Annotated in this window: 11 protein-coding genes; 10 read left to right on the top strand and 1 reads right to left on the bottom strand. The window is 62.0% G+C overall.

Features of this window, described 5'->3' with window-relative positions:
- Positions 1–45: 45 nt before the first annotated feature.
- From HMPREF2526_RS08250 to HMPREF2526_RS08220, 7 genes are read left to right on the top strand one after another with little or no spacing between them, the layout of a single operon-like run.
- Positions 46–3,714, top strand: coding sequence for a tubulin-like doman-containing protein (locus HMPREF2526_RS08250; protein ID WP_070509666.1), 3,669 nt, complete (start codon positions 46–48; stop codon positions 3,712–3,714).
- The gene (locus HMPREF2526_RS08245; protein ID WP_070546927.1) at positions 3,714–6,551 is read left to right on the top strand and encodes an AAA family ATPase; all 2,838 of its coding nucleotides are present in this window, start codon (positions 3,714–3,716) and stop codon (positions 6,549–6,551) included. The genes HMPREF2526_RS08250 and HMPREF2526_RS08245 overlap by 1 nt, the downstream gene beginning before the upstream one ends.
- Positions 6,552–6,574: 23 nt before the next feature.
- The gene (locus tag HMPREF2526_RS08240) at positions 6,575–8,953 is read left to right on the top strand and encodes a SaeA-related protein (protein WP_070546924.1); all 2,379 of its coding nucleotides are present in this window, start codon (positions 6,575–6,577) and stop codon (positions 8,951–8,953) included.
- A gap of 2 nt (positions 8,954–8,955) precedes the next feature.
- Complete coding sequence (locus tag HMPREF2526_RS08235; protein WP_070546917.1) at positions 8,956–10,638, top strand: GAP1-N2 domain-containing protein; 1,683 nt, start codon at positions 8,956–8,958, stop codon at positions 10,636–10,638.
- 18 nt (positions 10,639–10,656) lie between these two features.
- Positions 10,657–11,616 carry a hypothetical protein gene (locus HMPREF2526_RS08230; protein ID WP_070516325.1) on the top strand — a complete coding sequence of 320 codons (960 nt, stop codon included), beginning with the start codon at positions 10,657–10,659 and terminating at the stop codon, positions 11,614–11,616.
- Positions 11,616–12,626: a TRAFAC clade GTPase domain-containing protein gene (locus HMPREF2526_RS08225; RefSeq protein ID WP_070516327.1), complete on the top strand. Its 1,011-nt coding sequence runs from the start codon at positions 11,616–11,618 to the stop codon at positions 12,624–12,626. The genes HMPREF2526_RS08230 and HMPREF2526_RS08225 overlap by 1 nt, the downstream gene beginning before the upstream one ends.
- Positions 12,623–13,126 (top strand): hypothetical protein, encoded by a 504-nt coding sequence (locus HMPREF2526_RS08220; RefSeq protein ID WP_049157805.1) that lies wholly within the window; start codon positions 12,623–12,625, stop codon positions 13,124–13,126. The genes HMPREF2526_RS08225 and HMPREF2526_RS08220 overlap by 4 nt, the downstream gene beginning before the upstream one ends.
- Here HMPREF2526_RS08220 and HMPREF2526_RS08215 read toward each other — a convergent pair.
- Entirely contained in the window at positions 13,123–14,433 is a 1,311-nt protein-coding gene (locus tag HMPREF2526_RS08215; RefSeq protein ID WP_049157807.1) for a hypothetical protein, read from the bottom strand. The two genes, HMPREF2526_RS08220 and HMPREF2526_RS08215, sit on opposite strands and share 4 nt — an antisense overlap.
- 58 nt (positions 14,434–14,491) lie before the next feature.
- On the opposite strand from HMPREF2526_RS08215, the gene gluQRS reads away from it, so the two are divergent.
- From gluQRS to HMPREF2526_RS08200, 3 genes are all read left to right on the top strand, one after another.
- On the top strand, positions 14,492–15,424 hold the full coding sequence (gene gluQRS / locus HMPREF2526_RS08210) for a tRNA glutamyl-Q(34) synthetase GluQRS (RefSeq protein WP_070509699.1): 933 nt from the start codon (positions 14,492–14,494) through the stop codon (positions 15,422–15,424).
- Between the two features lie 69 nt (positions 15,425–15,493).
- Entirely contained in the window at positions 15,494–17,065 is a 1,572-nt protein-coding gene (locus HMPREF2526_RS08205) for a cation:proton antiporter (RefSeq protein WP_046648841.1), read from the top strand.
- Between the two features lie 48 nt (positions 17,066–17,113).
- Entirely contained in the window at positions 17,114–17,449 is a 336-nt protein-coding gene (locus tag HMPREF2526_RS08200; protein ID WP_070546914.1) for a hypothetical protein, read from the top strand.
- Positions 17,450–17,600 lie beyond the last annotated feature (151 nt).

Here is a 17,600-nt window from a genome sequence, read left to right as displayed (position 1 = left end):
CTAAATAGAACAGAAGCGAACCTCCCCTTCGAAAGGTAATTAGAGATGAAGAAGTTCCTCGTCGTCGGTTGCGGTGGCTCCGGCGCCAAGACACTGGCGTTCATGATGGACCAGCTCAAGGCCGAGCTGCGAAGCATCGACCCGGACTTAACCGAGCTGCCCAAGGCTTGGCAGTTCGTCAACATCGACGTGCCGCTCGAAGAGGAAGCCGGCCCGCAAAAGCTGCCGAACGTTACGCAGAACGGTGGCCACTACGTGGGCATTGGTTCGCGCCAGAACTACAACACCTTCGATGAAGGCGTATCCAGCATCCTGGGCCGCTCCGGCAAGCTCGGGGAGATCGCAACGTGGGCCACCCGCAACCCCGCCACCAATGACGTGAAGCTGGCTGACGGTGCCGGCCAGTACCGTGCGATCGGTCGCATGCTGACCCTTCCGCACCTGAAGGAGATTCGCCAGGCCCTCAAGGATGCGGTGGATGAGATGTTCACGCAGGAGGCGATCCAGGAGCTCAACCGCCTCAATTACAAGCAGACCAAGCTGGACTCTGATACCGGCGATTCACAGCCGGTTGTCCTCGTGGTCTCCTCCATGGCAGGCGGTGCAGGTGCTTCGATGTTCCTCGACGTGTGCCGTGTGCTCACCACCATTCCGAACGTGAACCCGCAGGGCACGCTCGTCTTCATGTACTCCCCGGAGATCTTCTCCGATAACAAGGCAGATGACATGGCCGGCGCGTGGCCGAACTCGCTCGCCATGTTCGGTGAAGTCGTCGCCGCGCAGATGGGCAACTCCAGCGACCATGACCGCGCCGTCTTTGAGGCCTTCGACATGGGTACTCCGCCGGAGGGCCAGATCTTCAGCCGTATTTTCCCGATCGGCTCCAAGATGGGTACCACCAGCGCCCGCTTTGGTGACGGCTCCGCCATGTCCATCTATCGTGGCCTGGGACGAGCCTTGGCAGGACTGATGGCCTCCACCAAGGCCAGCGATAACTTGGTGTCCTATGCAATGACTAACACTCCGGCCGGTGACGGCGGCCGCCGCTTCTTCGGCTGGGATAGCCCGACGGGTGGAACCCCGTGGGGTCGCCTGCCTTGGGGTTCGCTGGGTTATGCCCAGGTGTCGATGGGCCGCGATCGCTTCGCCGAGTACTCCTCCCAGCGCCTTGCGCGCAGTGCCTTCGAGCGCCTCTTCAACGGGCACCTCGACCCGCAAAACCCCGAGGCCGGCGAGATGCAGATTGCCAAGAAGCTGGAGGAGCGGCTGCCCAATGCTTTCGGCTCCATCACGCTCGATCCTTCTTGGGCGCAGGGCGGGCAGATCGACAGCGGCAGCGTGTGGAACTGGCTCAACAGCGTGTTTGGCGGTCAAGCCCAGCAGGCCGCAGACAGCGCCACGAAGTACCTGCAGAGCTTCATCCCCGTAGGCCAGGGCCGCAACGTCAACGAATGGCGTGAAGAGTTCGAGGGCAACATGGCGGATCCGCGCAACGAGCAGGCCATCGCATCTGTTCTTAACAATGCCGCCTATGACATCGTCTACCGCTACGCCAACTTCTTCAGCGATAGCGTGCTCGCCGCCGTGGAGGCGGAGCTGGCCGCGGTGGGCGTGCCTTATGTGCGCGAGATGCTCTCCAAGATCACGGATGTTCTCACCAACTCCGACCGCCTCCTGCCGTGCCTGGCGGAGTACTCCGGCTACTACCAAAACACCCGCGTGCTGACGAAGCCGGAAGGCGCGGATCCCATCCTCAGCCCATTGACCGGTAAGGGACAGATGACGGATCCGACCCCCACCGTCAATGCGCTCATGGGCCTGTACTTCAACCAGTTCTACAGCTACGCCCTCATGGCGATTGCGCACCTGCTCAAGGACGTCCTTCAGGACTATGCCGATGAGAACCTCTTCCACCTCAAGCGCGAGCTAGGGGATGCCCACGCGGTGTTGGAGAAAGCCGTGTCGAAGCGCCCAGAAACCAACAAGCTTGCTGACGTCCGCACCGATGAGGTCAACTCGTGGCCGACGGAGCTCGATGAGGTCGTGGAATCCCGCTTCAAGGGCGCAGAGAACGAAATCATGTTGACCGACGTCAACAGCTTCATCTCGGACTACCGGGACCAGATGCTGCGCACCATCCAGGGCCAGCAGTCCACCGCGGATGTCACCAACTACGAGCAGGCCTATCCCTTTGCAGTGCGTGCGGTCATCCGCGGCGAATGGGAATCGCTCGATGCGGCCCAAGCGCCGAATGACACTTTGGCGCCGCAGAAGCGCACCAACGATGCCTACTCCAACCGGGCCGGCTGGGTTTCCAAGTACCTCTCGCGCCATCCGCAAAACGGCGAAACCCGCGAATCGCAGCGCGCGCACTACCGGGCGAAGATTCGCCCAACTGATCTGCTTGAGCGCTCGCGTCAGTGGATTAATCGCCGCGACTACGAGTTCCAGAAGTTCAATTCGGTGGACTTGCGCCGCTATCTCACGCTCACCCCAGACATCAACGAGGTCGAGCACGCGGAGCGTCAGCGTCGCTTCATCGAGGCTTTCCAGCTGGCCCTGAGCTATGCCCGCCCGCTGGCTGCCGTCAACGATGAGATGGTCCAGCGTATCCACGGCAAGTCGGTGCAGTACACCTATTCCTTCTCCGATATCCCGTTTGCGGAGCTGGGCTCTGCGGAGACCGGCATTGCCGCTCAGCTGGAGTCAGTGCTGAGCCGCCCTGAGATTGACGGTCCTTCTTCCGTAGCTTTGCGCAACTCGCTCAACATGTCGGACCACGTCCAGCACATCGAGATCTTCGGTTCCTACCCGAACTACTCGCCGATCGTCTTCTCCTCCATGTTCAACTACATTGCCAAGGACATTGAGAAGCAGGACAATTTCGACGGCTCCTGGTGGTCTGAGCGCCGCACCCGCCCGTTGCCGGCAGCACTGCCTTTGACGAACACGGAACGCCAGGCCATGGTGGCTGGCTGGATCATCGGGCGTATCACCGGCCGCGTCTACATTTCGAACCCGGATGCCGCCAACGCTGCGGCCCACATTTTCGATGACACAGATGGCGGCGTCAACGATTGGGTGGACTTCCCGAACCCGCTGCTCATCTCACCACGCCGCATGATCAAGAAGTCGGACTGGATGTCCTCGGTGCTGGAATCCATCTTCATCGCCTACGCCAAGGTTCAGGAAACTGGGCGTTACGGTTTCGCCTCCTCGCTGTACCCGTACCAACTGTTGCGTGGGCTTTTCGACGACGGCCTCGACTTCGCCCACTCTGGTGCCTCGACGCACCCAGTGGTGCATCGCCTGGCACAGTTCCTGGCTAACGGTGACGTCCCGAACCGCGGAGTTGTAGGCACTTCTATTCAGGATCGCTACGAAACTTTCGTCAACGAGCTGGACAAGTTTGCTCGCGGCGCAGACCACTTTGTGCCGGGGCACTCCAATGCTCTGCCGGGCCAGGGCCGGAAGGAAAAGCCTTTCGCTGAGATCCGTTCCCGCGAAGTTGCCTCGATAACGCCGTACTACCGTGACTTGGCGCTGGACGTCATCGCGATGGTTCCGGTCATCCGCAACTACCTGGATCAGGCTAAGACGGTGGCGGAGAATCCCGTGGCCCAGCCGGAGCCGCAGGTGCGTAGCTCCGAGTCAGGCTTCGCCCAGCCCACCGCGCCGGAATTCAACCTCAACGACCTGGATGACACCTTCTAATGACGAACGTAATTATCTTTGGACACGGCGCCACCGCGGATGACATCCGCTCCCGCCTGAGCGATCTGCGTGCGGTTGGTCTCCTGCAGAACTTCCTCTGGATCGACTATGCCCACCCCACCAGTGGGGCCGTCGTGCGCTCCTTTACGGAAGAGGGAACGGCGCGCTTGTCGACGCTCGACGAGGCCCTCCGCAGCTTCAGCGGGGACGTCCTCCTCGCCACCATTGACCCGATGGACGCGGAACAACCGCAGGACGTCGACAAGCTCACGGAGTGGGTCAGCGCCGTCGATCAGCGGCTCATCCAGGCCTCCAATCTGCGCGTGCGCCTGCTGCTCTCCGCCCTCCCGCGCGAAAGCGTGGACATCGCCCCGTTGCAGGGCTGGAGCAACCTCGTGCTCTCCCCGGAGGAGGGCGGAACCCCGGCGTCATCGCGCATCCGTCCCATCAAGCGCACCGCGGACGGCTTCGAGCTGGCACAGTTCGCAGCCCCGGCCGTGGCCAGCATTTTCGGTCTGTGGCGCGGCATGCCGGAACCGGCGGTGTTGGATCCGGAGACGCACCGCGTCATCGAAACCGGTGACCGGCAACGCTTCCGTCTCGTGCGCGCTTTCCACCGCACCATCGATGCCAATGACATCGAGGACAAGGTGAAAAAGGCTGTCTTCGATCCCGGCCAGCGTCTGCCGCAGCCACAGGTCAACAACATTTCGCGCGCCGTGCATTATGCCAACCCGGAGCAGCTCACGGAGCAGTGCGCGCAGATGTTCATCAACCAGGAGATATCTCCGCTGGTCAGCGCCCCGACCGCCTATGAAGAGCTGCAGTCCCATAAGGTCAGCGGCTGGGCAGCACTGAAGGATAATCTGCGTCTGTACTGGTCCACGGTGGTGGGCAAGCCCCAGGATTGGGTTGAGGGCCAGCGCGGTGCGATGAACAAGAACGCGGCTACTTTCCTGCAGAAGATGCTCTATGGCGAGGACTCCAGCGTGGAGGTCGTCTTGGCGGGGCACTCCGGCAAGGGTAGCGGCGCGACGAGCGTCGAAGAGCTGCGCCAAGCCAGCGAGCACACCATGCGGGTCGCCCGGGAGCAGCACTTTTCCTTGGGGCAGGAACCGCAGTTGTCGCGCACGTGGGAGGCATATCACGACTATGCACTCGGCTTGGTCGATGGCTCGTGGCGCGAGAGCATCGACACCAAGGGGCTGCGCAATAACCAGGGCAACATGTACATCGTGCAATACGGTGGCCAGTCTGTGCAGGATGTCAGCGCTTCCTTCCAAGGCTTCCACCCGCTGATGACCAGCACGCTGGGCTATACACACGAGTCCCAAGCCACCGTCGCGCCTTTCGATCCAGTAGGTGCCGAGCGTTTCGCCGCTGACATCGAGTACACCAGCCAGCAGACCCGCAACGAGGCGGTGAGCCGCAAGAAGCGCGAGTTCGCCTCGTGGCGAGCAAAGAACAGCACCACTTTCGCCTGGAAGGTGGGCCAGGGTCTATGGGAGAAGCTGGGGCATGCCCAGCAGAAGTACCGCGACGCGCACGCCAAAGCACGCGAGCTGCAAGAGCTGGCCAATAACTTCCAAGCGCGTGATTTCAACGCGGAGAACAAAGCACTGACCCGGAAGCTGCGCACGATGTGGATCGTGCTCTTCGTGGCGCTTGCCCTCATGACCTACATGGTGGCCGGGCGCTACAACCCAGACTTGCCGCTGGGTGAGTATTCGCAGTGGTTCGATTGGCCGTGGTACGTCGTGGGCATCATCCTGGCGGGCATGCTTTTCCTCATCTGCTCTTGGGCGGTCTTTACTAAGGCTCAGCGTGAAATCTTTGACTACGTGCAGAGGCGAAAGCTGCTCAACCGCAATCAGGAAATTGCCGCACAGAATCTGGCCACCTCCTCCGCGGAGATCTCGCGCATTTCCAACGCCTACAACCAGTTCCTGAGCTGGTCGGCTCTGCTGGGCCGGGCGATCTACGCACCCTTCGGACGCAAGGAGACCTCGAGCGACCGGCTGCGGACACCGCAGGCGGGTCTTCCAGAAAACGCTCGCATTGCCCAGGCCGTGCTCAACCGCGACGATGCCGTGCGCATGACGGATGAAATCCGCTCCTACATCTACCAGACGGAATGGGCACACCGTTCGCTTAAGTCACTGCTCGACGACATGAATAACACCTTCGAGCGCAACCGCACTGGTCACTCGGCCGTGGCGCTCAATGAGATGTGGGGCATGGCTGGACTGGGATCCAGCACCGCCTTGGATAACCTGTCGCGCAACCTCGATCACGCTTACATGCAGGACCGTGACCTGAAGCAACAGGAATGGCAGAAGGTCATCACCGATCCGCGGATGACCCGCAGTCTGCAGCGCTACCTTAGCCGCGTGACCTTCCGCGAGGAGGGCGGCAGCCGCGTGCAGAGCACCTCTGAGTTCCTCGCTGGAATGAACCAGGAAAAGGGAGCCCTCCAGGCGTTTAGTCCCAACGCACTCACCAGCGCTGGCGGCGCTGAAGGTTATACCGAAATTGATGGCTCCCGCACGCGCATCGTGGAGGTCGACAGCCAGACCGCGCTGACCAGCCAGCTTTCACGCTCGGTGACCGTGGTGCAGTACGGAAAGATTACGGATTTCAAGTACTTGATTCCGGATGCGTCGTCCAGCGCACAGCCCTTTGCTCAGCCTTCGGATCTGTCCTTGGATGAGTTGGATGACACGAATCATATGGACTTTAAGTCGCCGGTGCAGGAGAACAACGAAGGCTCAGCCGCACGTCCATTCTTTGGCCAGCCGGCAGCCCCGGACCTCTCAGACCTCGACGAAACCTTCTGACGGAACCTCTTTAAGGAACGTTGATGACACACAACCCGAAACCTTCGATTGCGGACGTGCCGCTGAGTGAGCTGAGGACGCTGCACGAGCTCAAGCGCGTGAGCGCCGATGATGTGCGCGACGCCGTATCAGCACCGTTTAGACAGTTCGCTGAACAGATCGCCGCCACGTTCAACGGCGAAGAGGTAACGCATCCGGAGCTGAGCGCGGAGGCGCGCAACGCTGCGGTGACGCAGGAAGAACGTGCCGCGCGAGAACACGCGGCACAAGAAGAGGCCGCACGAGAGCGCGCGGCCCAAGAGCGCGCGGCGCGAGAAGAAGCGGCGCGAGTGGAGGCAGCCCCGGCATTCCCCCAGTCACAGCAGACACAGAAGTCACAGCCTGCGGTAGCGGGTCCGCGCGACTTCTTCGCTGAGTGGGAAGCACTGCAGGCTGAGGAGGAGCAAAAGACTCAGGTCAACGAAGAGGACTACATCACTATCCCGGGCTTCGGTATCCGGGCGGAGTATCAGTACCGCCAAGAGCCGGATTGGGTTCCACCGGGCATCGACTTCGAGGTTGAGGTGCCGCTTGAGGAGCAGCCGGAGCAAGACTTTCAAGAAGAGCCTGGCTATGGCGTAGAGCCAGAACCGGAGCCGGAGGACACCGACCAGCGCCATCCGGTGCGCTTGTGGTGGCCGGAGCTAGAACACTCGCCGGAAGAGGTGGTCTTCTACCGAGTGGTAGCCGATGATTCTGAGATGGTTGCCTCACCCGACGCGGGCGACACCCTCGTCTACACCAAGGGGACCGCCTACCGTGACCACACCCCGGGCGAGGCAGGTCTGCGCCACTACGCGGTGTGGGCCTACAAGGGCCGGGACCTTCGTGAGCTCATCAACAGCCAGCCGGTCTTTATGGGAGACACCGGCGTGGTTTTCCCACCGGTCAACGTCCAGGTTTCCACTATCAAGGGTGCTATCCAAGTGTCCTGGGACCTGCTGCCGGGGCACTCGAGCGCCATGGTTTATGCGTGCCGGGATAGTGAGAAGGAAAAGCTTTCCCCGCGCTTCGAACAAGACGTGGATAGCAGCGGGCGCAAGGCCACCATCCCGGTGCAGGAAGCCGGGCAGACCGTGGTCATTTCCCTGCTGGGCCAAGCGGAGTTTCACGGCGCTACCGAGCAGAGCCAAGACGAGGTTGCCGTTCAGCGTTCGGTGAAGCTGGCTAGCGAGCTTGAAAAACTGGAGCTCTCACGTTGCGAGCGGCGCAGCGATTATGGCCAAGATTCCATTGAGGTGGACTGGTATTCGCCCAAGACCGGTGAGGTAAAAATCTATCTCACGCCGACCGCCCCGCAGGCGGATCTGCGTACGTCGGCGGTGCCGAAGACGTACGTCGAAAGTGCGTTGTCGAGTGCTATCAGTGAGACGCGCGGCGTGTCTGAGCCGGGCTCCTTCCAAACCACGACGGTGCCGTGGCCGCCGGATTGGTACGAGGTTTACATCACCCCGGTGAACTTCAACGACGCTGATGCCTGGGTCGGCGAATCCAAGGTTTTGCAGCGCGTGCAGTCCATTGGAGATGATCAGTTCCGTCTCATTGAGCGCGCGGATAGCCAGCTTGTTACCTTCGACTGGCCGAAGGGCGCGACCGCCGTGGAGTACTCCACCAACCGCGAGCACGACCAGATTCGCGAAGAGGACTACGACCTCCAGGGAGGCATCCGCCTGCACTTGGATCAGCATGGCGATACCGTGCGGCTGCGGCCCTATGCGGTCTTCGCTGGTAAGCGCACCGAGGGCGATGAACGTGTGATTCAGTACGAGGGTCTGCGCCCGGTGACGTATGACTTCGAGGTCGATTACTCCCAAGGCCAGGTCCGGGTGTTCCTGTGGAGTTTGGGTAACGGTGATAAGCGCCAGTTCTCCTGCCAGGTGGTCTACCGTGCTGACCGTCTGCCGCTTTTCCCCGAAGACGGTGAGGCACTCGGCATCGTGGAGACCAACCTGCAGAGCGCCACGCACGTTGCTCATGGTTTAGGCCCGATGCGTGGGCAGCATCCGGATTTCACGGTGTCAATTGGTGAGCACGTCCAGCGCGGGGGCTTTATCCGCCTCTTTGCGGTTGAGGGCTTTGACAGCCACGTTGATAGTTCTTTCGATAGCTTCGGCGGGCAGGATGCCTTCAGCAGTTTCTCCGAAAGTTACAGTGACCCCGCCCCCACGCTGAGCGCACTGGATAAAGCCGTGGTGGTGGAAGGCGATGTGTCCTACAGGCTGGTGCTGTACCCACCAATGCAGAATCAGGCTCCCCACTATGACCAGAACTACGGCCAGCAACAGTATGAACAGCAGAGCTATGACCAGCAGAATTACGGTCTAGATTACAGCCAGGATCAGTACTACCAAGGGGGCCAGTAGGTATGGGCGGCGCATTTAGCTATGCATCATTCTCCCGCGCCAACGGCCGCGCTGGTGGCTGGGGAGTAGGGCAGAAAACCGGCGATATCACCCAGGAGGAGTTGGCCGAGCTGGTCTCCTTCGTACCGACATCGCTCAACAACGGCACGACGATCCCGGATTTTCCCTCTGCTCAGCAGCGCGCGGAGCTGGTCCGCCGTACCGCAGTTTTCGCGTTGACTCCTGAGGCAGAAAAGTGGGTCACCATGGTGTCTGTCCCTGCCGGGCTGGATGCGACCGGCCGCGGTGGCAACGTTTTCACCTACACGTCGATTTCCCGCACAGGAACCCCGCCGGCACCGGCGACGGTCCTGTTTTCTCCTGACGTTCCAGCGCCCTTTTCCATCTATGAGGTGGATAAGGTGCAGATACCGGAGGAGATCTCGGCGCGCGGCCCGCTGCACTCGGATGTGCTTCTGGAGGAATTCCTGGATGGGGAGTTCCGCCACCCGGACAAGCTTCCCGCGCCGTTCAAAGCGGTGAGCCCGAACCCGAACCCAACCTTCAACCGCGCAATGGTATCTGCCATGGCGACGGTGTTGAACTCCCGCAATGGCTTAGTCATCCTTGTCGCGCCCGACAACCAAGCTGCGTTGTGGATTGCTGCCACCGCCCGCGAGGTGGGAGAGGACGGTTTCGGGTTCTCCACGTTTGAGAAGGCAGCTGCCATCAACGAGTTCCCGCTGAGCACATCCACCATGCTAGTGGTACCGCCCAGCGAGAAGCAGCGTCTAGCGGAGACAGCGATCCCCGGCAATCCAGTCGTGTTTGCGCTTGATGAAGCCCTGCCAGACGTCAGCGCTTATGAAGCACGTGCTGCGGAAGAAGCTGAGGCTGTGGCCCCGGAGCCACAGGAGGAGCAGGCTGAGCTGGGTGCTGCGGCCAGCAGCACACCCGAGCAGGCCACCACACCGAGCTTTGATGATTCCTGGGGCAAGGATCCAGCGGACTTTGGGGCACCACTGACGGAGTCCTCGCCTTTTGCGGCGTCGGCCGAATCCCCGGCAGGCTTTCCGCCGAATCCGCTTGATAGCCCTGCGCCGAACACACCGCAGGAGAACCCTTTCGCCGCCACACCGGAGGCCGCACCGGAACCCGGGGGAGAAGCATCCGCCGGCCAGGCGCAGCCACAAGTAGCTACCGGCGGCAATGCCAACGTTCCTGGGCTCAGCGCCGAGGAGTGGCACAAGCTGCGGGAATTCGATCCGCGCTGGTGGATCGAGCACCTTGATGTCAACCGCGGACGCTCAATCCAGTTGGCCTACCTTGATAAATCTTCGTTGGGAGAGGGGCTGGACAAGGTGTTGATGTCCGCGATAGTGGCCTCCTGGGTGTTCTACTTCCCGCGGGACTTCAACCTCTTGGCAGAGGACGCACTGCAGCCTTGGGAGAACCGCGAACTCGAGCACATTGGGTACCTCACCGCTACGCATTTTGCGGGAGTCATCGCGCTGGAGCATTGCGAGCGCTACGCCACGGGGCGCGTCGCCATGTTGCTGGATGGTACGACACAGTTGCTGGCGGAGCGCTCAGCTCCCCTGCAGCAACGACCGGGGCCAGCGCAGTTTGCACAGCACACAGCGTGGCAGCACCGAGGCGCAGCTCCCAATGAGCACGGGCGAAACACGGGATTCCACGGAAGGTAAGAGAAGGAAAGAAGCGTCATGGCTAAATACACACTGCGGGACGGCGAGTCCCGCCGCATCGGCTCAGACGGCATCCTGCGCGTCGAAGCCTTCGAGATGGGAACCGGCGGCGCCTCGATGGAGCTGGCGATCCTGGGGGAGGGCGTTGACGCCGTGCGCGTCCACGATCTCTCCCTCATGGTGCACTCCCTTCCCGAGCGCGCCACCATCGTTGTGCGCCCGAAGGGGAATGAGACCTTCGGCCTGCGCAGCGAGGTGCGCCTGACGGTGAGCAACGCGGGCGACTCGGTGACGTTCCCGCGCGTGCTTATCGACGCCGCCGAGGACTCCGCCGAGCGCCTCGCCGAGGTCACCCCGGAATCCGGCAGCTACCGTCTGGAAGCATTCGGCACGACCGAGGGCGCCGGAATTACCGACTCCGCCCGCGAGGTGCGCTCCAAGATGCGCCGCGCGGAGCTGGACGTCGCTGGCCTCGATGCCGTTACCGTGGTCGTCGATGGTTCCGCCTCCATGCAGGTCAACGTCACACCGAAGATCGTTGAGGCGGCCGCCAAATACATCGATGCGCTCTCCGATGCCTTCCGGCACTTCCGCGCCACCGACGGCCAGGACAGCATCGAGACCCACAAGGTAGACGAGCTCACGCGCTTCATCGCGGGCGTTATCGATAACGGAGCGGAGCGCGTCGGCCAGCGCCCCTGGCGCGGGCCGACGGTGGCTTCCACGGCCTCGCTCGCCATCTACGTCACCGATTCGCCCGTGGCCTCAATGCTGGAGACTCAAGTTCCCACCGTCGTGCTCATCACGAGCGCCATCGGGCGCCAGGAGCTGGAGCTTGCGCACATCAACGGAACCCCGGCTCATGTGGCGTACGCGGTGATCGACGGGGACGTCGTCAAGCAGCTCGATACCGGCGCCAACACGGAGCTTTCGGAACTGACCGATCGCGTCACCGCCATGCTGAAAGAGAGGAACTAATGAGCCAGGCACGTTGCCCGTGGACCTTTAAACCGCTCGAGTATGGTGTGACGGTGAGCCCGTACACCAACCGCGAGCTGCCGCAGGGATGGACCGACGCCGTGACGCATTGCGTGGCCATGGCCGGTGCGCGTAACTCCGGTAAGTCGCTCTACACCGCAGTGATGATCAAGCAGCTCAAGCAGCTGGCGCACAAGCACAATCGCTCCGTCCAAGCGGCGGATGAATCCACGCGCGAGCGTTACGCGGAGGTTTATGAGCGGCCGCTCTTTGAGGAGATGCGTGCCATGGACCCCACACCAAGTGCGGTGGCTACCGACGCCTACCAGCGCGATCCGCTGATTTTTGAACTCGGTAAGTGGCCGGATGAGCAGGGCCGCGAGCGCATGAATTACCTGGTCTTCCGCGACGTGGCGGGCGAGGACTTGGAGAACCCTCCGGAAAACGAGGCGGACCGGGAGAACCTGGCGTTCTTCTCGCACGCGGATTTGGTGATTTTCCTTTTCGATCCGCTCCGCGTGCAGCAGATTCAGGATTTTATCCACGGCCTGATTCCCAACATTGGTGAACTGGGCGCGGACTCTTTGCGGGTCCTGGATAACCTGCTGGATTTGCTCGATACGGATACCCCGCCGCCGCTCGCGGTGACCATCTCGAAGTTTGACACGGTGCAGAAGCTAGAGCAGGTGGATGACGTGCGGTGGAAGAAGCTCATGGCCAACCGCGGTGCTGCCTTCCGCCGCGACACCGGGTGGAATTTCCGCGATTCGGACCGTTGGATGGTTCACCTCGAAGCGGAATCGCTCTTGCGCTTCTTGGGCGCCAACGATCTGATCAACAAGCTCTATTCAGCCGCGCCGCGCGATGGCAGCTTCTTCGTGGTCTCCGCCTTGGGGGAGGCCCCGACGGGCCGCCAGCTGGCGCGCAGCGGCATTGCGCCCTATCGCGTGCTGGATCCCATCCGCTGGCTGCTCAGCCGCCGCGGCGTTTTTGTGCAGGACGTGTCATGACTTTCGGCAGCCCGCAGTCCCCAGGAGCACCGCAGCCGGGCTCGCCTGCCGGGACCGCGCCGGACTATCGCTATGGGCAGGTCAGCGACACCGTCCGCCAGGCCCGCCGCGCCGCCGATATGAAGGCACAGTGGGCACCGTGGCCGCTGAAGGTCGCAGCGGTGCTGGAGATCTTCATCACCAGCTACGCCGTCTACAACATCTGCCGGCTCGTGGCCTTTGAAAACAGCCCGGCGGCGGTAAGCCGCACGGACCAGCTCTCCACGGAGCTCGGCGTGCTGCTGGGCGTGCTGGTCCTTCTCGTGTGTGTCATCACGACCTATGTGCTGCACGCGCAGCAGTCGGCGCGGATTGCCTTGACCGCTATCAGCGCCATCGTGGTATTGCTCATTCCACTGAGTTCGGTGATGCCCGCGTCGATCGTCTCCGCGGCAGTCATCGTTCTGCTGTGGTTGCCGGCGAACCGGCAGTGGTTCGGTGGACAAACGCCACAAACCTAGGCCTTCTTGCGCAGCTCCTCGAGCGCGCGGGAATTGCCCGCTGCGGCAAACAGGTTAAACGCAAAGTGATACATGTTGCGCGCGCGGTCTGCCGCGTTGGCGGCGGTGTAGCGATCCCCAAGAAGCTCAGCTACCTCCGCCATGGCGTTTTGCTCCGAAGACGTGGTGGCCTGGGACGCGGGGTGCTTCTCCAAGAAGTCGAGCAACACCTGGGTGGATTTAAACATGTCCTGAGCCTGCGTGCGCAGGCTCTCGGAATACAGAACGGTCCACTTGGCGGCTACGGGGAGGCTCTTGAGCTTCGTGGAGTCCACATAGCGTGAGGCCAGGATGTCGTAGGCCTCCTCCGGATCGCGGTGGCGAACATCGAGGGCCACGGTCTTGAGGAGGGCGTGCAGCTCACCGTCGAGGTCGCCGCAACGTTGGTACTCGCGGGCAGCGGCGGCAAAGCAGGCCACGCGCTGCTCTACATCGTCAGGGGAGTGTTGTGCGGCATCGCTGTAGAAGCGGGCCAGCATGGGCGCTGGGAGCTGCTGGTAATCCTCGTCGCTGCGTGCGTTGGAGAGGATGGTGAAGGACTGCGCAGCCACGCGTTCACAGTCGGCGGCAGAGTTGGATGCCCAGAGTGCGCCCACGGCCGATTCGAGGATGGCTTGAAGGATTGCGGCCATCGTGGCACCCGCTCCGTCGAATTTGCCTCCGGTCACAGCGTCGTTGACAGCCACGAAGTCGGCCGCATGCGCCTTTGCATCGCCGTTCTTTGCGAAATCTAGAAGTTCCTGCAGATCCGAGAGCGACGTCGTGCTGTCGGGGCTGATTGATGCATTCTCGCTAGCGGGGGCGGACTCGGAGAAATCCTTGTGGCTGGCCGCGGTGCGAGCTGCGGCGATCTCGCCCAGCGCGGTGTCGTCACCAGCCGCTGCTGCCTTGGCCGCAAATTTCTCTGCTTCTTCGGTGTTGTCGTTATCCAACCATGCGCGGGCCACACGCGTATAGCCAGTAGCTACGAGAGACGGCTGCCCGGTCAGCGCTCCAATCGAGGCAATGGTGAGGGAATCGTCGATGTTCTCGATGGTGCCAGCAGCCACGCGAAGTGTCTCCCGCGCCTCCAAGTAGTGGGCGGCAGGGACGGCATCCTCCGCACAGCCTTGGAACGTGTCGTTGGACAGCACGCGGTCGATCTGCTTGTCAATGTGGGCGGACTCAACGGTGGGAAGAGAAAGCCCCGGCGCCTGGGCACGCGCATAGGCGAGCATGCGCTCGGCGTCGGCAGAATCAAGCAGGGGATACGTCGCGTCAGAAGCCATGGGGGAGATTCTAGTAGAGGACTCCGACGCGCGCGGGCCTCCTCGTAGACTGGTGGGCATGGATTCTCTCAGCCCCGCCGGGCGCTATGCCCCGAGCCCGTCCGGCGATCTGCATCTGGGTAACCTCCGCACGGCGTTGCTGGCTTGGCTCTACGCCAGGAGCAGCGGGCGCCGCTTTCTTATGCGCGTGGAGGACATTGACACGCAGCGCTCCTCGCGGGAGTCGGCGCAGCGCCAGCTGGAGGACCTCGCCGCGCTCGGCTTGGACTGGGATGGGGAGGTCATCTACCAGCAGGATCGCTACGCGGCTTATGAGAAGGCACTCGCCCAGCTTCCCACCTTTGAGTGCTACTGCTCGCGCAAGGACATCCAGGAAGCCTCCCGCGCCCCACACGCCATCCCAGGACAGTACCCGGGCACCTGCCGCGCGCTTAGCGACGATGAACGGGCCGCCAAGCGCGCCGAGCTGGCTGCTCAAAACCGCGTGCCAGCCATACGCCTGCGCGCCGACGCCTCCTCCTTCACCATCCACGATGCCCTCGCCGGCGAGTACACCGGGGAGGTGGATGACTTCATCCTGCGCCGTGGCGGCCAGCCCCCAGCGGATCCGAACCAGGGCATGGACTGGGCCTATAACCTGGCGGTTGTTGTTGATGATGCCTTCCAAGGCGTCGATCAGATCGTGCGCGGTGATGATCTACTGTCTTCGGCCCCGCGCCAGGCCTACCTGGCGCACAAGCTGGGCTATCCGGAGCCGGAGTTCGTCCACGTGCCGCTCGTGCTCAACGCTGAGGGTGTGCGTTTGTCCAAGCGCGATGGGGCGGTGACCCTGCGTCAGCTGCTCGATGGGCACGGTAGGGATGCGGGGGACGTCGTCAAGCTCTTGGCCCACTCCTTAGGGTATGAGGCCTCTTCCGTACAGGAGCTGTGCCAACAGTTTCAGCCGGAGAAGCTATCGCGGGAGGCCTTCGTCTGGGATGGCGCTGTGTAGCTCCTCCCCCTCGCCGGCTGTACAGCGGTAGTCTGAGAACAAAAAATTTAACGGAGAGAGAAGCTCAGCATGGAAGTTTTGTTTGTCCTTATTGGCCTGATGCTGTTGACCGTCATCGTCAAGGCGGTAGGGGACAAAATAGGACTTCCCTGGCCGGCGCTTTTGACTATCCTTACGGCGGTGGCGGTTTCGGTGTACGCCACTTTCTCGAATGGCACATTTGAATTCTCCGTGCCTGCTGACCTCATTCTTCCCATCTTCTTGCCGCCATTGTTGTGGGCGCTGGCAAGGAGAACATCGTGGGGTGTCATTCGTGAGCAGTGGATGACCATCCTGGCTCTGTCCGTGCTGCTCGTGGTGGCTACGACCCTGGCGGTGGGATTCACCGCCCGTGCTTTCATGCCGGGCTTGGGGCTCGCTGCCGCCATCCTTATCGGCGCCGCGATTGCCCCGCCAGATCCGGTGGCCGTCGAGGCCGTGGCAGAACCAGCCGGTATCCCGCGGCGCATCATTTCCGTGCTGCAGATTGAGGGCCTGTTCAATGATGCTGCGTCTATTGTGGCCTTCCACCTCGCCCTGGAAGCCGTGACGAGCTCGGGGGAGATGCACGCCGGGGAAGCGGTGACGAGTTTCCTCTACTCCGCGGCGGTAGCCACCATTCTCGGGCTCGTCGTGGGGCGCGTGTCTTCGTGGTTCGTCGGCGCGGTTCACGAGGTTATCGCTCGCAACGCGTTGACGTGGGTGATTCCTTTTGCCGTGTACATCGCCGCGGAGGAGCTCGGTGCCTCCGGTGTCATCGCTGTGGTGATTGCTGCGGTGGAACTGCACTCCCGCGCACCGATTCAAGCCGAGGACCGACTCTCCGGTCAGTCATTCTGGGAGACCGTCGAGCTGCTTTTCACGGGTGTGGCCTTCGGCCTCATTGGCTTAACCGTGTTCAGCGCCATCGACGCCGCGGGCGCGGATCTCTGGCATGCGGTCATCATCGGCGTCATCCTGTCCGTTGTTGCCTTCCTCGTGCGCTTGGTGTGGATGTACGCCTTCTATCTCATTAACAAGCGCCGCGGAAAGCCGCGTCTGGCGCCGCTGCGCCTGCAAGAAGTGCTGCTTATGACGTGGTCCGGCATGCGCGGTCTGGTGACTCTTGCGCTGGTTCTGTCTGTTCCAAGTGGTTTGAGCTTCTATAACGAGTTGACCGTTATCGCCCTCGTGGTGCTGCTCATGACCATGGTGATTCCCGGCCTGCTGCTGCCGTGGCTTATGCGTCAGCTCGACCTCACTACGTATTCGCAGGCAGCCACGGATAAGATGCGCGCGACCATTACCTCCCGCGCGCGTAAAGCCGGCATTGCTGCGATGCGCGCGAAGTATGAGGAACTGGACCCCGACACTGCGGCAAATATTGCCCAATGGTTTGAGGACCGCCTCGGTGAGGATGAGGATGGCGAGGACGCTACAACTCGCCTGCGCATGGCCATCGAGGCCCGTGAGGTGGCCCTCGCGGCGCGGCGAACAGCTCTTGCCGGTGCCCAACAGGAATTGCTGCGCCTGCGCCGCGATAGGGAATTCAACCCCATGATTGTGGACGAAGTGCTTGCCGACGTCGACCGGATGTCCCTCGGCGCAAAGAAACACAGTTGAGGGGAGTGCTGATCCGTGACTAAGAATGGTGGCGAGAGGAGCGAATCAATGGACGCCTATGAGTACGCCCAGCTGGAAGACGGCCTGGATTATCTCTACGACTTCTTCGACGCTGACTTGGAGGAGCGCGTGCGCGCCGGGCGTGAGCTGCTGCCAGAAGGCATGGAAGACATCTTGGGCGACCACACCCTGGAAGACTACGTCTGGCTGTGGATCAAAGAACCTGGTCCCAACGGTTTCCGCCAGTACCTGCGCGATGGCGGCTATGGCGAGGCCGAGGTGAAAGAGGCTTTCCTGCTCGCCCGCACGGAATGGGGCATGAACACCCCGCCGCACGTGGAGTGGCTCAAGGAAGACGGTTTCGAGGCCCCCGAGTTCGATTAGGGGCGGTTGACCATGGGCGTTCGATGAGGCGCCCAGCTCGAGTGCCCCCCAGCCGCAAAGGAACCAAAGTACTGACACCTTATGCAAAGATCCGCATGCAATCACCTGGGGTTTTCAGGCCCTTCCGGTTTTAGAGTGCGTTGATTTTGTC

Source organism: Corynebacterium sp. HMSC070E08 (genome assembly GCF_001808895.1).
Classification (GTDB): Bacteria; Actinomycetota; Actinomycetes; order Mycobacteriales; family Mycobacteriaceae; genus Corynebacterium; species Corynebacterium hiratae.
The sequence above is the reverse complement of the archived record's forward strand: the minus strand, read 5'-3'. Positions and strand labels throughout refer to the sequence as shown.